Annotated in this window: 20 protein-coding genes; 6 read left to right on the top strand and 14 right to left on the bottom strand. The window is 66.1% G+C overall.

The window, feature by feature from the left end; all coding sequences use genetic code 11:
• Positions 1-4 precede the first annotated feature (4 nt).
• From G3I17_RS20070 to G3I17_RS20060, 3 genes are read left to right on the top strand one after another with little or no spacing between them, the layout of a single operon-like run.
• Positions 5-808 carry an ABC transporter ATP-binding protein gene (locus tag G3I17_RS20070; protein WP_164598444.1) on the top strand — a complete coding sequence of 268 codons (804 nt, stop codon included), beginning with the start codon at positions 5-7 and terminating at the stop codon, positions 806-808.
• Positions 809-813: 5 nt separating this feature from the next.
• Complete coding sequence (locus tag G3I17_RS20065; protein WP_203590516.1) at positions 814-1635, top strand: ATP-binding cassette domain-containing protein; 822 nt, start codon at positions 814-816, stop codon at positions 1633-1635.
• Between the two features lie 11 nt (positions 1636-1646).
• Positions 1647-2486, top strand: coding sequence for a PHB depolymerase family esterase (locus tag G3I17_RS20060; protein ID WP_164598440.1), 840 nt, complete (start codon positions 1647-1649; stop codon positions 2484-2486).
• A gap of 107 nt (positions 2487-2593) precedes the next feature.
• On the opposite strand, the gene G3I17_RS20055 is transcribed toward G3I17_RS20060, so the two are convergent.
• From G3I17_RS20055 to G3I17_RS20045, 3 genes are all read right to left on the bottom strand, one after another.
• The gene (locus G3I17_RS20055; protein ID WP_164598438.1) at positions 2594-2788 is read right to left on the bottom strand and encodes a hypothetical protein; all 195 of its coding nucleotides are present in this window, start codon (positions 2786-2788) and stop codon (positions 2594-2596) included.
• A 337-nt stretch (positions 2789-3125) separates the two neighbouring features.
• Positions 3126-3902 carry an ABC transporter permease gene (locus G3I17_RS20050; protein ID WP_164598436.1) on the bottom strand — a complete coding sequence of 259 codons (777 nt, stop codon included), beginning with the start codon at positions 3900-3902 and terminating at the stop codon, positions 3126-3128.
• A complete protein-coding gene (locus tag G3I17_RS20045; protein WP_164598434.1) occupies positions 3899-4798 on the bottom strand; it encodes an ATP-binding cassette domain-containing protein in 900 nt (299 codons plus the stop codon). Before G3I17_RS20045 ends, G3I17_RS20050 begins: the two co-directional genes overlap by 4 nt.
• A gap of 96 nt (positions 4799-4894) precedes the next feature.
• On the opposite strand from G3I17_RS20045, the gene G3I17_RS20040 reads away from it, so the two are divergent.
• Positions 4895-5647 (top strand): TetR/AcrR family transcriptional regulator, encoded by a 753-nt coding sequence (locus tag G3I17_RS20040; protein ID WP_164598432.1) that lies wholly within the window; start codon positions 4895-4897, stop codon positions 5645-5647.
• A gap of 305 nt (positions 5648-5952) precedes the next feature.
• Here the strand turns inward: G3I17_RS20040 and G3I17_RS20035 are convergent, their stop codons facing one another.
• The 9 genes from G3I17_RS20035 to G3I17_RS19995 all read right to left on the bottom strand — a co-directional run bounded on the left by G3I17_RS20035 (position 5953) and on the right by G3I17_RS19995 (position 13580).
• A complete protein-coding gene (locus G3I17_RS20035; protein ID WP_164598430.1) occupies positions 5953-6582 on the bottom strand; it encodes a nucleoside/nucleotide kinase family protein in 630 nt (209 codons plus the stop codon).
• Positions 6573-7352: an urease accessory protein UreD gene (locus G3I17_RS20030; RefSeq protein WP_164598428.1), complete on the bottom strand. Its 780-nt coding sequence runs from the start codon at positions 7350-7352 to the stop codon at positions 6573-6575. Before G3I17_RS20030 ends, G3I17_RS20035 begins: the two co-directional genes overlap by 10 nt.
• 4 nt (positions 7353-7356) lie before the next feature.
• Entirely contained in the window at positions 7357-8076 is a 720-nt protein-coding gene (gene ureG, locus G3I17_RS20025; protein WP_164598426.1) for an urease accessory protein UreG, read from the bottom strand.
• Complete coding sequence (locus G3I17_RS20020) at positions 8069-8716, bottom strand: urease accessory UreF family protein (RefSeq protein WP_164598424.1); 648 nt, start codon at positions 8714-8716, stop codon at positions 8069-8071. Before G3I17_RS20020 ends, ureG begins: the two co-directional genes overlap by 8 nt.
• A 158-nt stretch (positions 8717-8874) precedes the next feature.
• Positions 8875-10578, bottom strand: a complete 1704-nt coding sequence (locus G3I17_RS20015) for an urease subunit alpha (RefSeq protein ID WP_164598421.1) — start codon at positions 10576-10578, stop codon at positions 8875-8877.
• Entirely contained in the window at positions 10571-10891 is a 321-nt protein-coding gene (ureB, locus tag G3I17_RS20010) for an urease subunit beta (protein WP_164598419.1), read from the bottom strand. Before ureB ends, G3I17_RS20015 begins: the two co-directional genes overlap by 8 nt.
• Positions 10892-11011: 120 nt before the next feature.
• Entirely contained in the window at positions 11012-11314 is a 303-nt protein-coding gene (locus G3I17_RS20005) for an urease subunit gamma (protein WP_164598417.1), read from the bottom strand.
• Positions 11311-12960, bottom strand: a complete 1650-nt coding sequence (locus G3I17_RS20000) for a hypothetical protein (RefSeq protein ID WP_164598415.1) — start codon at positions 12958-12960, stop codon at positions 11311-11313. The genes G3I17_RS20005 and G3I17_RS20000 overlap by 4 nt, the downstream gene beginning before the upstream one ends.
• A gap of 209 nt (positions 12961-13169) precedes the next feature.
• On the bottom strand, positions 13170-13580 hold the full coding sequence (locus G3I17_RS19995; protein ID WP_164598413.1) for a MarR family transcriptional regulator: 411 nt from the start codon (positions 13578-13580) through the stop codon (positions 13170-13172).
• Between the two features lie 110 nt (positions 13581-13690).
• On the opposite strand from G3I17_RS19995, the gene G3I17_RS19990 reads away from it, so the two are divergent.
• Together G3I17_RS19990 and G3I17_RS19985 are read left to right on the top strand one after the other, a co-directional pair.
• The gene (locus G3I17_RS19990; RefSeq protein WP_164598562.1) at positions 13691-14743 is read left to right on the top strand and encodes a substrate-binding domain-containing protein; all 1053 of its coding nucleotides are present in this window, start codon (positions 13691-13693) and stop codon (positions 14741-14743) included.
• 95 nt (positions 14744-14838) lie between these two features.
• Positions 14839-15213, top strand: coding sequence for a hypothetical protein (locus tag G3I17_RS19985; RefSeq protein WP_164598411.1), 375 nt, complete (start codon positions 14839-14841; stop codon positions 15211-15213).
• Positions 15214-15229: 16 nt separating this feature from the next.
• Here the strand turns inward: G3I17_RS19985 and G3I17_RS19980 are convergent, their stop codons facing one another.
• Positions 15230-16339 (bottom strand): hypothetical protein, encoded by a 1110-nt coding sequence (locus G3I17_RS19980; protein ID WP_164598409.1) that lies wholly within the window; start codon positions 16337-16339, stop codon positions 15230-15232.
• Between the two features lie 310 nt (positions 16340-16649).
• Entirely contained in the window at positions 16650-17990 is a 1341-nt protein-coding gene (locus G3I17_RS19975) for an FAD-dependent monooxygenase (protein WP_343238358.1), read from the bottom strand.
• Positions 17991-18032: the final 42 nt, after the last annotated feature.

The raw sequence follows: 18032 nt of genomic DNA, 5'->3' as shown, positions 1-18032 counted from the left end.
CTTGATGCTCCTCGATATCGAAGACCTGACCTTGCGGGTGCCGTCGACGGAGATCCTGCGCGGTATCTCCCTGCAGGTCGGAGTAGGCGAGACCGTCGGGCTGGTCGGCGAATCGGGCTCCGGTAAGTCCACCACCGCCCGGGCCGCTTTGAAACTTTTTCCAGACGATGCAACAACCACTGGATCGGTCACCGTCTGCGGCTCGGACATCCTGTCCGCCGGCCCGGCCGAGGTGCAACGGATCCGCGCGAACGAAGCCGCGATGATCTTCCAGGCACCCCGTACTGCGCTCAATCCGGTCCGTCGAATCGGCGACTCGGCAACCGAACGCCTGGTGCATGTCCATGGCGTGGCGAAGAAGGTTGCCCGGAGCAAGATCGTGGAGCTGTTCGCCGAGGTGGGGTTGAAGGATCCCGAGCGGCTGCTGAAGCTCTACCCGCATCAGCTGTCGGGCGGGATGTTGCAACGGGTGGTGATCGCGTCCGCGCTGAGCATCAACCCGCAGTTGCTGCTGGCCGATGAGGCGACCAGTGCGCTCGACGTGACGACGCAGGCCGAAGTACTGGCGTTGCTGCGCCGGTTGCGGGCGCAGCGTGAGCTCGGGGTGCTGTTCATCACGCATGACCTGCACCTGGCGGCGGCGTACTGCGATCGCGTCTACGTCATGCGCGATGGGGTGATCGTGGACGAGCAGCCCGGAGCGACGATCTTCGAGAACCCGGCCAACGAGTACACCCGGGCGCTGGCGGACGCAGTACCGCGACTTCCTGACCGTGAGCCCGATCGTGAGTTGGAGGTTCAGCCGTGAGCGTTCTGCGGGTGACCGAGTTGAGCAAGACCTATCCGGGCCGGCGCGGTGGGCCCGCGGTGGTTGCCGCGAGCAAGATCTCCTTCGCGGTCGAGGCGGGCGGATCGCTCGGTGTCGTCGGTGAGTCCGGGTCGGGCAAGACGACGGTCGCGCGGATGCTGGTCGGGCTCGCCCGGCCCGACGACGGCTTGGTTCTAGTCGATGATCAAGCCATCCATGAAAGTCGTCGGGGTAAGTCCGCGCGGCTCCAGCGGGCCCGCGCGATCCAGATGGTCTTCCAGGATCCGTACACCTCGCTCGATCGCCGGCTCAGCGTCGAGTCGTGCCTGCGCGACGTGCTCCGCCGGCATCGGCCGGAGCTGTCGAAGCCCGAGACAGTTGCCGAGATCGGGCGGCTGCTCGACCAGGTCGGGCTGGCGTCGAAGCTTGCCGGGTCTTTGCCCCACGAGCTGAGTGGTGGCCAACGGCAACGAGTCGCGATCGCGCGAGCGCTCGCAGTACGGCCTCAGGTACTCGTGCTCGATGAGGCGGTCTCCGCGCTGGACGTCTCGGTGCAGGCGAAGATCCTTGCCTTGCTCAACGACATCCGGGCGTCGGTCGGCATCTCGCTGGTCTTCGTCAGCCACGATCTCGCGGTCGTCGGCGAGGTGACCGACCGGATCCTGGTGATGTACCAGGGGCATGACGTCGAGCAGAACGCCACCGCCGAGATCCTGCGGCGGCCCCAGCACCCCTACACCCAGATGCTGCTCTCCTCCGCGCCCGGACCCGGCCGGCAGCCGGAACGCGTCGCCGAGCTGCGCGCAGCATTCGCCGGAACTCAGTGAAGGACAGATATATGGCCCTGACCGAACCCTCCACCCAGTCGACCGCACAGTTCTACCAGCGCGGATCGATCCCGACCTTCGCTGCTCAGGTCGACCCGCGGCTGCACTACTGCCTGTACGTGCCGAATCGGCTCCGCGATGACGAGAAGGCTCCACTCGTCGTCGTGCAGCATGGCACCGCGCGGACGGCGATGACCTACCGCACGCATCTCAAACCGTTCGCCGAGAAGTACGGCGTGGTGGTGCTGACGCCGACGTTCCCGGCCGGGCTGGTCGATCCGACGGATCTGCACAACTTCAAGTTCATCGAGTACCAGGGGATCCGCTTCGACGAGATGCTGCTCGCGATCGTCGACGAGGTGGCGGAGCGGTTCCCGGTCGAGAAGGAGAAGTTCTACCTGCACGGCTTCTCGGGTGGCGGGCAGTTCACCCATCGCTTCCTCTACCTGCATCCCGATCGCCTCGCGGCCTGCTCGATCGGCGCACCCGGACGGATCACAGAGCTGGACGAGACCCTGCCCTGGTGGCTGGGAACGAAGGGTTTCGAGGAGAAGTTCGGCCAGCGCATCGACGAGGACGCGCTGCGCCGGGTACCGATCCAGCTGGTCGTCGGGTCGGACGACGTCGAGACCTGGGAGATCAACAACCCCGGCGAATCGAACTGGATGGACGGCGTCGAGAAGACCGGCCGCACCCGGATCGAACGCCTCCGAACCCTGGAAGCCAACTATCGCGCCCACGATCTGAACGTCACCTTCGAATTGGTCCCCGGCGTCGCCCACCGCGGTTCCCAGATCCTTCCTGCCGTCGAACGTTTCTTCGGAGCTTTGATCGAAACCCCGAAGCGCTGACGATCAGCCGGAGTTGATCCAGGTCCAGTAGCTGGTGGCGGTGGGGACGCCGGCGATCAGTCGGACGGCCGGCTGGCCGCTGTGATCGGGTTCCGGCGAAGGGCTGTTCAGGCGGCGAGGTGCTGGGCTTGTTTGCGGGCCCAGACCGTGCGGCGCAGCTTGGTCCGGTCGGGGTAGCCGGCGGCCTTGCCGATCACGTACACGTCGTGGCTGCGCATGTTGACCATGGCGGCGACGTACCAGACCGGGTTTCCCTCGGCCAGCATGGTGACGATCATCTGTTGCGCACTGTTCTCGGACATCCTGACCCTCTCCTCGGTCTCTGTTCCTGCCTTCACAGATACGTCGATTCAAGACCAAGGATTTAGACACCCACCGAAGAGTTTTTTCGCGCGACCGTAAGAGCCGGGTAAAAACGAATGCCCCGATCGATGATCGGGGCACTCGTCCGTGCGGGTCCCGGGGGGAGTGGGACCTCCACACGTGGGGGGATCTCGAATTTATCCCCGATCGGGGGTCAGGGTCGCAGCGATTCGGCGATTCTTGAAACACCGTCCGCTGAGCGGTTCGAACTGTGCGCCCAACGGTCGATCGGCGGGCACTTTCAGCGCCTGGTTCGGTCGAGTCCTCGGCAAGTCGTCATCGCGTCGTCCGGCGGCGATACAGGACGGTCGCGAGACCTGTCGAGAAGACGAGCAGACCGCCGCACCAGGTCAATGCGATCCAGCCGCTCGAGCCTAGCGGCGTACCGGTGAGGAAACTACGGACGGCCTCGATCACCGGCGTGATCGGCTGGTGCCTGCTGATCGGTTGCAAGAAGCCCGGCATCGTCTCCGTACGGACGAACGCGCTGCTCAGATACGGCAGGAACAACATGAAGAAGCTCAGCGCGCTGGCCGACTCGACCGACTTCGCAATCACGCCGAGCGCGGCGGCGAGCCAGGACAGCGCGATCACGTAGAGCAGCAGCAGGCCGATCGCCGCGAGCCAGTCGACCAGGCCGGCGTTCGGCCGGAACCCCATCGCGAGCGAGGCGAGGATGACGATCGTGGTCGAGACCGCGTTGCGGGCGACACTCGCCGCGACGTGCCCGGTCAGTACTGCGAAACTCCGGATCGGAAGCGAGCGCAACCGGTCGATCATCCCCGTGGTCATGTCGTCGGCGACGGCCATCGCGGTGCTCGCGGCGCCGTACCCGGTCGTCAGCAGCAGGATGCCCGGCACGACATAGTTGATGTACTGCGTACCGGTGTCGATCGCGCCGCCGAAGACGTAGACGAACAGCGCCATCATCAGCAGCGGCAAGAGGATCGACACGAACAACGTGTCCACGTTGCGCCGGCTCAACCGGACGCTCCGTTCGACCATCGTCGTCACGTCGCTGACCGCGGCGGCGAAGCCCTCGTGGGCGCTCATGCGGTCAACGTCAGGAAGACGTCGTCGAGCGTCGGGCGATGAGAGGACACCCGTTCCGGATTCAGGTCTTGGTCTCTGAGTTGATCCAGAACGTGAAGTAGGTGACCGGCCGAACCGTCGGACGGCAGATTGACCAGCCGTCCGACGGTGAGTCCGCCGAGCAATTCGGTTGCCTGACGCGCCGTGGGCTCGTCAGCGAAGTGGAGTTCGATGCGCTCACCACCGACCTGGCTCTTGAGTGCGTCGGCCGTGCCTGCCGCGGTGATCCGGCCACCGTCGAGCAACACGATCCGGTCGGCGAGGCGGTCCGCTTCCTCGAGGTATTGGGTGGTGAGCAGGATCGTCGTCCCGTCCCGGACCAGTTGACCGATCGCGTCCCACATTGTCAGCCGGCTGGCCGGATCGAGCCCGGTGGTCGGCTCGTCGAGGAAGATCACCCGCGGCCGGGCGATCAAGCTCATCGCGAGATCCAGGCGGCGCATCATGCCGCCCGAATAGGTCTTGGCGCGTCGGTTCATCGCCGCGGTCAACTCGAACCGCTCGAGCAACTCGTCCGCGCGCCTGGCCGCCGCGCTCCTGCCCAGGTGCATCAGCCGGCCGACCATGACGAGGTTCTCCCGGCCGGTCTGGTTGTCGTCGACGGCGGCGTACTGGCCGGTCAGGCTGATCACGCCACGGGCCTTCGTGGGTTCGCGCACCACGTCGTACCCGGCGATCGCCGCTGTGCCGGCGTCCGGCCGGGTCAGCGTCGTCAGGATCCGCACGATGGTGGTCTTGCCTGCTCCGTTCGGGCCGAGCAGCGCTAGTACGGACCCTTCCTCCACGTCTAGGTCTATCCCTCGCAGTACCGCGGTCGGCCCGTACGACTTCCGCAGGCCGGTTGCTTCGACGATCATGATCTCCCCTTTACTGCGTATGAGCTACGCTAATTAGCGTAACAGGTACGCAGTGCGGGGTGTCAGTGGATGGGTTCCTAGACTGAGGCGGTGGAGATGAGCGAGCAGCCCGAACTGCCGGCCGACGTCGCGCTGATGTGGGGTCTACGTGACGTCACCAAACGCGGGCCGAAGCCGTCGTTGTCGATCGCGGACATCACCCGGGCGGCGATCGAGCTCGCCGATGCCGAGGGGCTCGCGGCGGTGTCGATGGCTCGCGTGGCCGAGCGGCTCGGCAACTCGACGATGGCGCTCTACCGGCATGTGAAAAGCAAGGATGACCTGCTTGTACTGATGTCGGATGCCGCGCTGGAGCGACCCGAGGCACTGCCTGCCGATATCGACTGGCGGGCCGGGCTGACCTTCTGGGCGAACGGGGTGCTGACCGCGGTACGCAAGCACCGTTGGTACTCCAAGCTCCCGATCTCGGGCCCGCCCGCGGGGCCGAACAATCTCGCCTGGTTCGACAGTGCTCTCGGGGCGTTGAAGGACACCGGGTTGGGTGAGGAGAGCAAGGTCGGGGTCGTGATGGGGCTGATGACTTACGTGCAAGGCGAGATCCGTTTGAGCACGGACCTCGCGAGCGGCTTCGCGGACAACCCGGACGCCTTCACCCGCTACGGCGCGACCCTCTCCCGGGTGGTTGATCCACGGCAACTACCCGCGTTGGCCCAGGTGCTTGCTGCCGGTGTCTTCGATGAGGCGACGACCTTCGACGAAGCGGATGGAACCGACTTCGCCTTCGGTCTTCAGCTCTACCTGGACGGCGTCGCCGGCTACATCGAACGGACCTGCCCGCCGGCTCGCTGATTCCCCGGCCTCGGTGTTGATGCGCGACAGCTCGACGAGCAACTCGCTCGGATCCAGGCGCGCGCCCAGACTGCTTGACCTCTCCCAGGCATCACGCCGTCCGGGATCCGCTGTCAGCAGCGGAGGGAACCGTGGGGTCAACTCCGCCTCTGGGGGGTTCGCCAATTGCCACACCAGTGGGCGAACCCCCACTCGAGGAGTTAGCCCGCCAAATGTTGCGAGGTGTGGGCGGATCCGGATCCGCCTGAGATTGGCCTCACCGGTCGGCATCCCAACTCGTCGGGCGCGGGTTGGGGTTGAGGTGCTCAGGTCAGCGTGATGATCGCGTCGGCGTTGGGTTTTGTCGCGGCGATCAGCTGGGCGTTGGCTTCGTCGGAACCGTAGGTGCGAGCGTGCGCCTCTTCGGGTGAGCGGCCGAAGCGCTGGTGGCGTGCTTCCAGCCTCTCGTGCCTGAGGTTGTCGTCGAGGTCGATGTACCAGCACTCGTCGAGCAGTGCGCGACCAGTTGCCCACGGCGCCTGATCGAACAGCAGATAGTTGCCTTCGGTCACCACTAGCGTGGTCTCCGGCCGGACCGGAATGCTGGCAGCGATGGAGTCCTCGATCGACCGATCGAACCTCGGCGCCCAGATCGTCTCGTCCGGCGAGTCCTTCAACCGCTTGAGCAAGGCAACGAACCCGTACCCGTCAAACGTCTGCGGCGCACCCTTGACGGCAGCCAGCCCGAGTTCCTCGAGCGCCGATTGCGCCAGATGATAGCCATCCATCGGGAGCAACACCACCTGGTGGCCGTCGGCAACCAGCTCCGCCGTGAGCTGTTCGGCGTACGTCGATTTGCCGGCGGCGGGCGCTCCGGTGATACCAAGGATCGCCCGTTGTCCCCGGGTCGCGAGCGCAACGGCCCGGCTCAAGGCGCTCTCTCGATTCAGCTGCACCCAGAGATCTTGTCAGTCGCGAGCAACGCTGCCCAGCTTTGCGCAAGATCACTCTCATGCTGCTCCCCGACCAACCGCCGATCCACAGACCCAACCCCCTCCAACTGCAAAACCGCCGGTACTCCCCGCGCCCCCGCACTCCCCAACGAGCCCGCCTCCACCTGCTTGTCCGCGCTTGCCGGCGTTGCGGGGGTTTCTGGCAGGCGGCGGCCGAGGGTTGTCAGGGAGTCGAGGCAGCGCGCCGTACCGAGGATTGCCCAGCCCTGTCTCGCCTCCGGGGCCAGGTCGAGGTCTTCAGCGAGGAGGAGTTCGCCGTCCAGCCAGGCTCGTTGCGACGAACGCAGCGTGCCGCCGGTCTCGCCGTGACGGCCGAACACCAGTGATTCCCGGATCGCCGCCGAGCACCCCGACTCCAGGTTCACCTCCATCGACCTCAAGACATCAGCCCCCTCCGACACGACGAACGGCTCACCATGCCAAGTGAGCTGAGCCCCGTCAGTCAGCGCGACAGTCACATCCCATCGCGCCGACCCACCCCGCATCGCATACGCGACTGTGCCTGCCGTCTCGACGATCTCCACCCGCACCGGACCTTGAACCACGACTTGAATCTCGACATGATCCCCGGCTAACAACAAGGCAGAGGCCGCAATCAGCGCGACCCGGACCACCCCGTCCGCCGCGGGCAGCCGCCGCGGCGACAGCAGCCCGGTGGTGAGCAGACAGCGATCGCGAACCGGATCCGCGACCACCTCGATACGCGTGATCATTTGATCAGTGCGCGTGAGCATGGGTGTGCGAGATGAGCTCCCCGTCGTCACCGACATGCGAATGCGGAGCCATCGGACCAGGATCGACCGGCGTGTGCGACCCGCTCCGCACGACCGCGGTCATCGCGAGTACCCATTCCTTCAGGCGAAGTACCGAATCCGCGTCCGTCCGCGACAACGCCAGTACCGGCTTGCCACCCCGAGCGGCTTCGGCGTCGGCGACCATCTGCGGTACGTCGACGCCGACGTACGGAGCGAGGTCGGTCTTGTTGACCACGAGCAGATCGGCGCGCGCGATGCCCGGCCCGCCCTTGCGCGCGACGTCGCCACCACCCGCCACGTCGAGGACGAAGATCTGTGCATCCACGAGCGCGGGGGAGAAGGTCGCGGTCAGGTTGTCACCACCGGATTCGACGAGTACGACGTCGAGCGGCGCGAAGTCGCGTTCGAGGTCCTCCACCGCGATCAGGTTCGGGGTGACGTCGTCGCGGATCGCGGTGTGCGGGCAGGCGCCGGTCTCGACGGCGCGGATCCGCTCGGGATCGAGTACGCCGGCTGAACGCAGGAGCCGCGCGTCCTCGTCGGTGTAGATGTCGTTGGTGATGACGCCGAGCTGGAGCTCTGCGGACAGCTCGCGGCAGACCATCGCGATCAGCGAACTCTTACCGGTACCGACCGGTCCCGCGATTCCCAGACGGAAGGATCGAGTGTTGTTCTTAGGCATGAAATAACCTCATTCTCTCGACAGCATGAGCTTGTGCGAACACGTCAATCAGCGGAGTGCCGGATGCCGGAATCCCGGCGGGCGTCGTCGTTCGGCTGACGGCGGTGACGAGGTCCTCGATATCCGGGTGGAGTTTCAGCAACCAGCTCGCCGCGTCGGCCGGATCCACCGGGAGCAACTTGAGCGACGCGGCCACGACGGTCTGCGCGTCGTCGTACCCGATCAGTCGTGCGGTCTGCTCCGCCGACAACCCCGTCGCGGCCGCGACAACGCCAACCACCACCGGCCGCGCGATCTCCGCATCAGCCGCCAGGAACTCGGTTGTCCCAGGCCAAATGCGTGAAGCCAACCGCAGATACGCGCGCCCTTGCCGCCGAGACGCCGCCCGCAAGGCCTGACTAGGAGTCCGGGCCGCCCAAGCCGCCTCAGCCGGCTCAACGAGTTCGCCGTCAAGCGCGAGTCTCCGCGCCACCACCGCGGTCGCCGCCTCGACTCGAACGATCGTCCGCAACCGATCAGCCGCGTAACTCGCCACATCAGCAAGCCGCGCCCCATCAGCCCCCAACCCGGCCCGCACAGCCGGCTCCAACCCACCCGACTGCGTATGCCCGCCCGTAGGCAACCGAGCATCCGCCAACATCAACGCCACCAACTCAGGCGACCCGCCGTGCCGCGCCCTCTGCGCGCCACCCGCCCGCTCTACCTCATCATCGTCAGGCCGCACCCACGGAGGTACCGTTTCCGCACGTCGTGTGTGCGGAGGATCGGCCGATTGCAGTGCTTCTTTTGGAGTGGTCATCAGAAGAGGTTGTAGAGCTGGGCGAGGGGGAGTTCGGTGGCTGGGGACGGTTCGATGAGTTCGCCGTCGACCTTGATGGCGAACGTCTCCGGGTCGATGTCAATGCTCGGCAGTGCATCGTTGTTCTTCATCTGCGCCTTCCCGACCTCACGCGTCGGCCGCACACCTTCGAGCCGTCTCCTCAGCCGCAACCGATCTGCGAGTCCGTCGTCGAGTGCCGCGGGGGAGACGAAGGAGATCGACAGATCCGCCCCGATCGCATCGCCGAACGCGGGCCGCATCAGCACCGGTTGCGGCGTCGGGATGGACGCGTTCGGATCGCCGAGCGCCGCCCACGCGATCGCCCCGCCCTTGATCACCAGTCGCGGTCGCACCCCGAAGTACGAGGGATCCCAAAGCACTAGATCGGCCAGCTTGCCGACCTCCACCGACCCCACTACATGATCGATGCCATGGGCAACGGCCGGGTTGATCGTGTACTTCGCGATGTACCGGCGAGCGCGTTCGTTGTCGGCCGGCAAGCTGTTGCCGAGTGAACCGCGCCGCGCCTTCATCACGTGTGCGACCTGCCAGGTGCGGGTGATCACCTCGCCGATGCGCCCCATCGCCTGCGCATCCGACGACGTCACCGACAACGCACCGAGGTCGTGCAGGATGTCCTCGGCGGCGATCGTGGTCGCCCGGATCCGCGACTCGGCGAACGCCAAATCTTCCGGTACGTCGGGGCTCAGGTGGTGGCAGACCATCAACATGTCGAGGTGCTCGGCGACGGTGTTGACCGTGTGCGGCAAGGTCGGGTTGGTCGAACCCGGGATGACGTGCGGATGACTCGCGATCGAGAGAATGTCCGGCGCATGCCCACCCCCGGCGCCCTCGACGTGAAACGCGTGGATCGACCGGCCCGCGATCGCACCGAGGGTCGACTCGACGAACCCGGCTTCGTTCAAGCTGTCCGCGTGCAGCGCAACCTGCAACCCCCACGCATCGGCAGCCTTCAACGACGCGTCGATCGCCGCCGGCGTGGAACCCCAATCCTCGTGCACTTTGAAGCCGGCCGCGCCCGCTAGCGCCTGCTCGGCCAACCCCTCGGCGCTGACCGTGTTCCCCTTGCCCAGCAGCAAAACGTTGAGTGGAAGGGCATCGAGACTCCTGTGCATCTGCGTCAGATGCCAAGCCCCCGGCGTGACGGTGGTCGCCTTCGACCCCTCGCTCGGGCCGGTCCCGCCACCCACGATGGTTGTGATCCCGGTCGCGGACGCCTCATGTAGCTGCGACGGCGACAACAGATGCACGTGCGAGTCGATCGCCCCCGCCGTCAGAATCCGTCCTTCGCCGGCGATCACGTCGGTCGACGGTCCGATTCGCAGATCCGGGTGGACTCCGTCGGCGATATCCGGGTTCCCGGCTCGCCCCAACGCCACGATCCGCCCATCGCGAATCCCGACGTCCGCCCGGACGATTCCCCACCAGTCGAGTACGAGCACGTTGGTGATCACGGTGTCGGGCGCGCCGTCGGCTCGCGTCGCAGTCCCCTGCGCCATCGACTCCCGAATGGACTTCCCGCCACCGAACACCACCTCCTCACCGCCAACGGTGAGGTCCTCCTCAACCTCGATCCACAAGTCGGTATCACCCAACCTGACCTGATCCCCCTTGGTCGGCCCGTAGAGCGCGGCGTACGCAGCGCGCGAGATCTCAACCATCGTTCTTCACCTGGATCCCCGGTACCAGGCGGCGACCGGCGAGTGCCACCGCGACAACCTCGCGCGATGCGCCGGGCTCGAAGCGCTGCGACGTACCGGAGGGGATGTCGAGGCGGAAGCCCTGGGCTGCTTCGCGATCGAAGGCGAGGGCCGTGTTGGAGTCGGGCAGGTGGAGGTGGGAGCCGATCTGTACCGGCCGGTCGCCGGTGTTGACGATCACCAGCGTCAACCTCTCACGACCGACGTTGAGCTCGATCGTGCCAGGCAGCACTCGTACCGCCCCGGGGCCCGCAGATCCTGCCCCGGACGTCACTGTCCTGCTCCGAGCGTTGCCTGTATTGCTCTGCGGGCCACCGGTGTTGCTCCGGGGTGGTGGTTGCCCGCCCCCTGTCCTTCATTGCTAAGTCTACTGGTGCTGGTCATCGGGATCCGTTCAGATGATGGGGCTGTGGATAGTGACCAGTTTTCGGCCGTCTGGGAAGGTTGCTTCGACCTGTACGTCGGTCAGCAGTTCCGCGACGCCGTCCATCACCTGGTCTCGGGTCAGGACTGTGCGGCCCTCGTTCATCAGGTCGGCGACCAGGGCGCCTTCGCGGGCGCGTTCGATCACCCAGGTGCTCAGGAGGGCGATCGCTTCGGGGTGATTCAGCCGGACCCCCCGGGCCAGGCGGTCGCGGGCGACCATCCCGGCCACGGAGAGCAGCAGCTTCTCGATCTCGGATGGGGTGAAGTTCACGCTTGCGCCGCCAGCACATGGTCAGCGACCTTGTCGGTGCTGAGGCAGAGCGAGCAGACATACGCGTCGTGCGTCTCGCAAGCGGTCATGTCCGGCCGCTCGTAGTCCTGCCGGCAGACGTGACAAGCCAGTACTGCGCCAGACGGGTTGCCGTGCTCGTCGAACATCGGCAGGTCGATCCCGTCGTCCGTACGCCGCAGGTAGTACTTGCCACGAGTCGCGATCGCCAGCAGCGGCGGCAGCACGAGGGCGAGCACGATCGCGACCAGCGGCGAGTACGGCTTGATGCCGTCGCCGAGGCCGCCGAAGAAGACCAGGATCGAGACGCCCGCGGCGACCCCCATTGACACGAAGCCGACCGGGTTCACGGCATAAAGCATGCCGCGACGGAACTCTGGGACCTTAGGCGACAGCTTCAGCAGGTACTTGTTGAAGACGATGTCGGAGGCGACGACCACGATCCAGGCGATCCCGCAGTTGGCATAGAAGCCGAGGATGGTGTTGAGGAAGTCGAACATGTTGGCTTCCATCAGCACCAGCGCGATCACCAGGTTGAAGCCGACGAACACGAGCCGGCCGGGGTAGTGCTTGGTCAGCCGGGTGTACGAGTTGGTCCACGCGAGCGACCCGGAGTACGCGTTCGTCACGTTGATCTTCACCTGACTGATCACGACCAGTACTACGGCCAGCGTCATCGCGAGCCAACCGGGCAGGAAGCCGCGATAGATCTCGAGGAACTGGTGTACCGGCTCGTTCGCCACGGCGGCGCCATCGGTCACGTTCGCGATGATGTAGACGGCCAGGAAGAGCCCGATCACCTGCTTGACGGCGCCGAAGATCACCCAGCCCGGCCCGGCGAGCAGCATGTGGGTCCACCAGCGGCGCGAGTTCTCCGGCGTTTTCGGCGGCATGAAACGCAGGTAGTCGATCTGCTCCGCGATCTGCGCGATCAGCGAGAGGCAGACGCCGGCCGCGAGCAGCATCGAGCCGACGTCCGTTGCGCCCTTGCCGTCCTCACCCTGGTAGTCGAAGAACGACGACACCGACTCCGGGTGCGAGACGACCAGGTAGACGAACGGCAGCACCATCAGCAGCAACCACAGCGGCGTCGTCCAGACCTGCAGCGTGGACAGTACTTTCATGCCATAGATCACCAGCGGAAAGATCACCAGCGTCGAGACGGCGTACCCCAACGCCAGCGGGATATGTAAGCCTAATTTCAAGCCTTGGGCCATGATCGAGCCCTCGAGGGCGAAGAAGATGAACGTGAACGACGCGAAGATCACGTTCGTCACCACCGACCCGTAGTACCCGAAGCCGCTGCCGCGGGTGATCAAGTCGAGGTCGATGTTGTACCGCGCGGCGTAGTACGCCAGCGGGAGCCCGGTCGCGAAGATCACGACGGCGAAGATCCCGATCCCCCACAGCGCGTTCGTAGTGCCGTAGGAGATACCGATGTTCGCGCCGATCGCGAAGTCGGCCAGGTAGGCGATCCCGCCGAGCGCGGAGACGGCGACGACGCCGGTCGACCACTTGCGGTAGGAACGCGGCGCGAACCGCAGCGTGTAGTCCTCGAGCGTCTCGCGGGTGGCGGCGGTGGGTTCCGGCGGAGCAGTGCGGTGGTCGATCGAGGGTTCAACGGTCATGCGAACTCCTGCGGCACCTTCGGGCGGGGACGGTGCAAGGCGCCCGGCCACGCTGCCGGAACTGATGCACCCGAATGGAAGGAACCTAGGAACGCCGCGTTACGCCGGTGTTTCCGAATCGCTAAGGTCGTGTATTTCCATCTGGAAGCTTCCGATCCACTGCGTACGCCGCCGAGGCGTCGCTGACCGGCGGTACCGCGTACGCCCGGTCAGAGCGAGCGCTGAAGCTGCCGCAGGCCGCCGGCGAGGTGTTGCAGCCGATCGTCGCCGAGCTCGGTGGCGATCGCGGATTCGATCCGCTTCTCCTCGGCGCGCAACCGCTCGGCGACGGTCGCGCCGACGGGGGCCAGCGCGGTCACCACGCGCCGCCGGTCGTCGGGGTGGATCCGCCGTACGACGAGGCCGCGCTCGACCAGCTTGTCGACGTGCCGGGTGAGGCTCGCGTTCGGCAGTACTGCGTTGGCCGCGAGCGTGGACATCGGCAGACCGGGCTCATCGGCCAGCGCCGACATCACCCGCCACTGCTCCAGGGACAGGTCGAACTCGGCCAGGATCGGCAGCAGTCGGTGCTCGATCCGGCGTTCGGCCTGCTTCAACAGCAGGAGCAGACTGGCGGTCATCGTCCCTCCCCGTGTCTCACGTTCTGGTGAATATAGCTCAGGAAACCGAGTACCGAGCAGGAGTGAGCCACACTGGTCAGAACGGTGAAGGAGGTCCGGGCGTGCGCGAGATGCTGTCGATCGCGTTCGTGGTGCCGTTGCAGGGACCGACCGGCATCTACGGTCCGTCCTGCCTCGCCTGCGGTCAGCTCGCGATCGAGCAACTCAACGCCGGTCGCGGGATCGCGGGTCGACAGGTCGAGCTGGTTCAGGTCGACGCGGGCCGGTCACCGGAGGTCGTGGCGGAGGAGGTCGACCGGCTGGTGGACAGTGGTCGGGTCGACGCTGTCGCGGGCTGGCACATTTCGGCCGTACGGGTCGCGCTCACGCAGCGGATCGGCGGCAAGGTCGTCTACGCGTTCGCCGCGATGCACGAAGGCAGCGATGACACCCCCGGTGTTTTCATGCTCGGCGAGCGGCCGGTCAATCAGTTGCTCCCGGCAACACATTGGATGCGCGAACAGCACGGCGTACGCCGCTGGGCTGTGGTCGGCAACGACTACGTCTATCCGCGAGTGACGGCGTCGACCACGATCAAAGCCTTGCAGGATTCGGGTTCCTCGGTGGTCCAGACCGACTTCGTCCCGCTCGGAACGTCTGATTTCAGCAGTGTGATTCAAGACTTGGAACAAGCCAAAGTCGATGGTGTGATCATGCTCCTGATGGGCCAGGATGCCGTCCATTTCAATCGCCAGTTCGCCAAGGCGGGCCTGAGTGAACGACTCCTCCGGCTGAGTCCGGCGATCGAGGAGAACACCCTGCTCGCCGCCGGATCCTCGGCAAACAAGGGCTTGTATGCCGCCGCCGCGTACTTCGACGGTCTGGCCACGACCGAGAGTGGCGAATTCGCCCGCGACTACTACGCCCGTTTCGGCACCTGGGCGCCCGCCCTTAACGCGGTCGGCGAATCCTGCTACGAAGCCATCCGCTTCCTCGCCCGCCTCGGCGAGATCGCCGGCTCCATCAGCATCGACGCCGTGTCCGCACTGCCGACCGGCCACTTCTACGACAGCCCCCGCGGCCTTCTGCGCCTGGACGGAAACCTCGTAAACCAAGACGTGTACCTGGCCGCGGCGAACGGCCTCGAATTCACCATCGAAGACCAGATCGCAAGGACCGGCTGATGGTCCTCCTGACCAGCGCGGACCTCTAGCAGGACTGGATATCCAGGCCTGCTGAGCCATCCCCACCGGCCCGGATCTCGGCTATTCTCGATCGAATGTTGCAAGAACTCGCCAACTTGCTCATCCCCGCGCCGGAGTTCGCGATCCGTCCGAACACGCCGCACGGTGACGAGATCATTTTGCACGGACAGCCCTTCACCGAGGACGACGGGGAGTGGCTCGATCGCACCGTCGTCGAAGGGTTGCTGCGCGATCCCGAAGTACAGCCGGTACTGATCGGACGGTTCGAGGAGCGGGGCGTCGGTGCCCATCGCTTCGACGGCCGCAGCCGGGTGTGGCGGCCGTTCGTACTGGCCAACTACATCCGCGACGACGGAAACCCGCCCACCGACTCCGACCCGTGCTTCGTCGCGTACCGCTGGACCTCGCCAACCGGCAAAGCCCTGCTGGTCTTCGAACTCGACTGCTGAGCTGAGTCTTGGAGGGTCAGCGGCCCTTCTTGAGCTCGGCGAAGAGCTGCTGCTCGGTCCGGCCGAGCTGCTCGGTCATGACCGAGTCGCGCCTCGCGGGCGTGCTCTCCTGCCAGGCCAGTTCCTGGTAGAGCCCGAGGACCAGGTTCAGGCCGTACTTGCCGACCAGGTAGTCGACGGCGTACCAGCTGGTCGCATACGAGCTGTCCTTCGACAGGCCGACGAACTGGTCGTTGGTCGGCAGCGCCTTGGCCTTGTTCACGTACCTCGAACGGACCAGGTCGCGCTGCTCGTGGAGATCGAGGGTCTGCTTGCTGTAGATCGGCATTCGCTGGACATACCCGGCGGCGCCCTCGACCAGCCAGAGCGGGACTCCGCGGCCGTACGGCGCGCTGGCGACATGGGTGAACTCGTGCGCCAGCAGGCGCGCGTCCAGCTGGCCGCGTTCGCGCGGATTCACCACGACGTACGAGCCGTCGTCCCCGGCGTCCGCCGGCCACCGATACACCGAGGTCGCCACCGCGGCGAAGCCGTTCCAATCCGATCCGGCGAAGTCGGTCGAGCGCACTTTGGTGTCGTCCAGCGCGATCACCACCGTGCCGCCCTTCCAGTCGGGCGCCCACCACCGGTTCACGGCTTTGATCGCGAGTTGAGCGTTGCTCAGGATCGAGGTGGCCAGCTGCGTCTGTCCCGCCTCGACGACCACCAGGGTCCGTTCCCCTCGCTGGACCAGCACCGGACCGGTGTCCCAGGCCTCTTGGTTCGGGCTGTCCGGGTATTCGGAATCCAGATGGCTGTCGTCGACCAGTACGTACCGCCCGCTGCGCTTCACGAACGTGTACCCCAGCGCGGTCTGCACCGGCTGCTCGTTGATCCCGTCGATCTGGTACTCCATCGCCGCGCTCACCAGGTACGCCGTCAGGCCATACTTGTCGATCAGCGCCTGATCGAACTGCGGAGCACCCTGGTGATAGGCCAGCTTCCCGAACCCGAACTGCACCAGGTTTTGGAACAACACTTTCTGCGCGGCCAGCAGTTCTTTGTTGTACGGATCGACGTCGGCCAGGAACTCGCCTTCATCGCGTCGCAGTACCGCAGCCGCCCGGCGCTGCAGAATCGCGTCCACAGCAGCACTCTGCACAGCTATGTCGATTTGTACCGCGGTAGGACTACTCGCCGCTGATCCGTCCGCGGCGCCCCCGGCCACGATGACCACCACCCCGGCAGCCGCCAGCCACCCGCGCAAGCCACCCCACGTACGCCGACCCACCACAGCCTCCCCATACCCCACCCACCCAGACGAGCAAGCGCTCATCTTTATCACGAACGCCATCATCCGGACGCCCGGATCCGCGGAACTGCAGGTTGTTGCAACGGGCCAGTAGGTTGAGCGCGGTTTGGGTCAGCCGAGGTAGCCGTCGGGGCGGATCAGGATCTCATCGCCATCGCTCGCGTGGTAGTAGGAGAACGCCTCGGGGGAGGTGTAGGTACCAGGCTGGGTCTCGCGGGTGATTGTCACGGCGTGCGGGTGGTCGGTCGTCGTTTCGGGGGTGAAGCGGAGCAGGGTCTCGTGCGGGCCGCGGTAGAGATCGAAGAGGCGGAGCTTGTTGCCGTCGGCATCGATCAGGGGGTGCGTCGGGGGCGCGGTCGCCGGTGGTCAGGGGGCCGGTGGCGTCCAGCGACCGGTAGCTGATGTCGAGCTGGCGGGTGTCGTCGCCGCGGTCGAGGGCGCACTCGTCGCCGTCGATGTGTTTCTGCATCAGGTCTTCGCTGATCCCCAGGACCCGTGCTGCGTTCGTGCGGCGCTCGGTCTCGTACGTCGCCAGCACCTCCTCGCGCCCGTCGGCGAGTTTCCAGCCGAGGTTGTACGCGTCTTGTACTCCGGTGTTGAGCCCCTGGCCGCCGGTTGGCGGGTGGACGTGCGCGGCGTCGCCGGCGATGAACACGCGGCCGACCCGGAAGCGCTCGGCCAACCGGATGTTCGGCCGCCAGACCGTCGACCAGGTGAGGTCGCGGAGCTTGGCGACGCCCTCGCCGGCGTACTTGTCGACCAGCCCCTGCAGGGTTTCAAGGCTTGGTTCAAGGTCGCGATCGCCGAGCGGCGCACCGAACTGGAACTGGTCGCCACCGGACAGCGGCGTCAGCACGATGCCCTCCATCGGGTTGTCCGGGCCGGCGAACCAGTAGCCGTAGTCGTGGTCGAGCCCCTCGGCCGAGACGTCGCCGAGCAGCATCCGGATCGAGTCGTCGGTGGTGCCCTCGAAGGCGATCCCGAGCTGCTTGCGGACGACGCTCTCGCCGCCGTCCGCGCCGACCAGGTAGTCAACCGCGAGCGTCTCGCCAGTGGAGAGCTCGGCGACCACGCGATCGTCGTCCTGGCTGAAGCTGACCAGTGCAGTGCTTAGTTCAACGCTTACACCGAAGCCGGAGAGCCGGTCGCGGAGGATCGCCTCGGTGCGCGACTGGCCGAGCATGTGGGCGTTCGGGTACGGCCGGTCGGGGGTGGGGTCGACCACCTCGCCCATCCGTCGCTCGCCGACGGGCTGCCCGCCGATGAGGATCTTCAGCGTCGGCATCGGGATGCCCTGCGCGAGCACCTGGTCGAGTACGCCGAGGTCTTCGAAGACCTCGAGCGTCCGCGGCTGGAGTCCGTCGCCGCGGGAGCCCTGGAAGAACTCGTCGGCCTTGTCGATCACCCGGACGGCGATGTCGCGGCGGGCGAGCTCGATCGCAAGAGTCAGTCCGGTCGGTCCGCCGCCGGCAATCAGAACGGTCACGGTGGTTCCTCGTTTCACTGAATGATGATTCACTGAATTTAG

The organism is Streptomyces sp. SID13031 (assembly GCF_010548305.1).
In the GTDB taxonomy this organism is placed as follows: Bacteria; Actinomycetota; Actinomycetes; order Propionibacteriales; family Kribbellaceae; genus Kribbella.
Note: the sequence above shows the minus strand (reverse complement) of the source record. Positions and strands in the feature narration are given on the sequence as shown.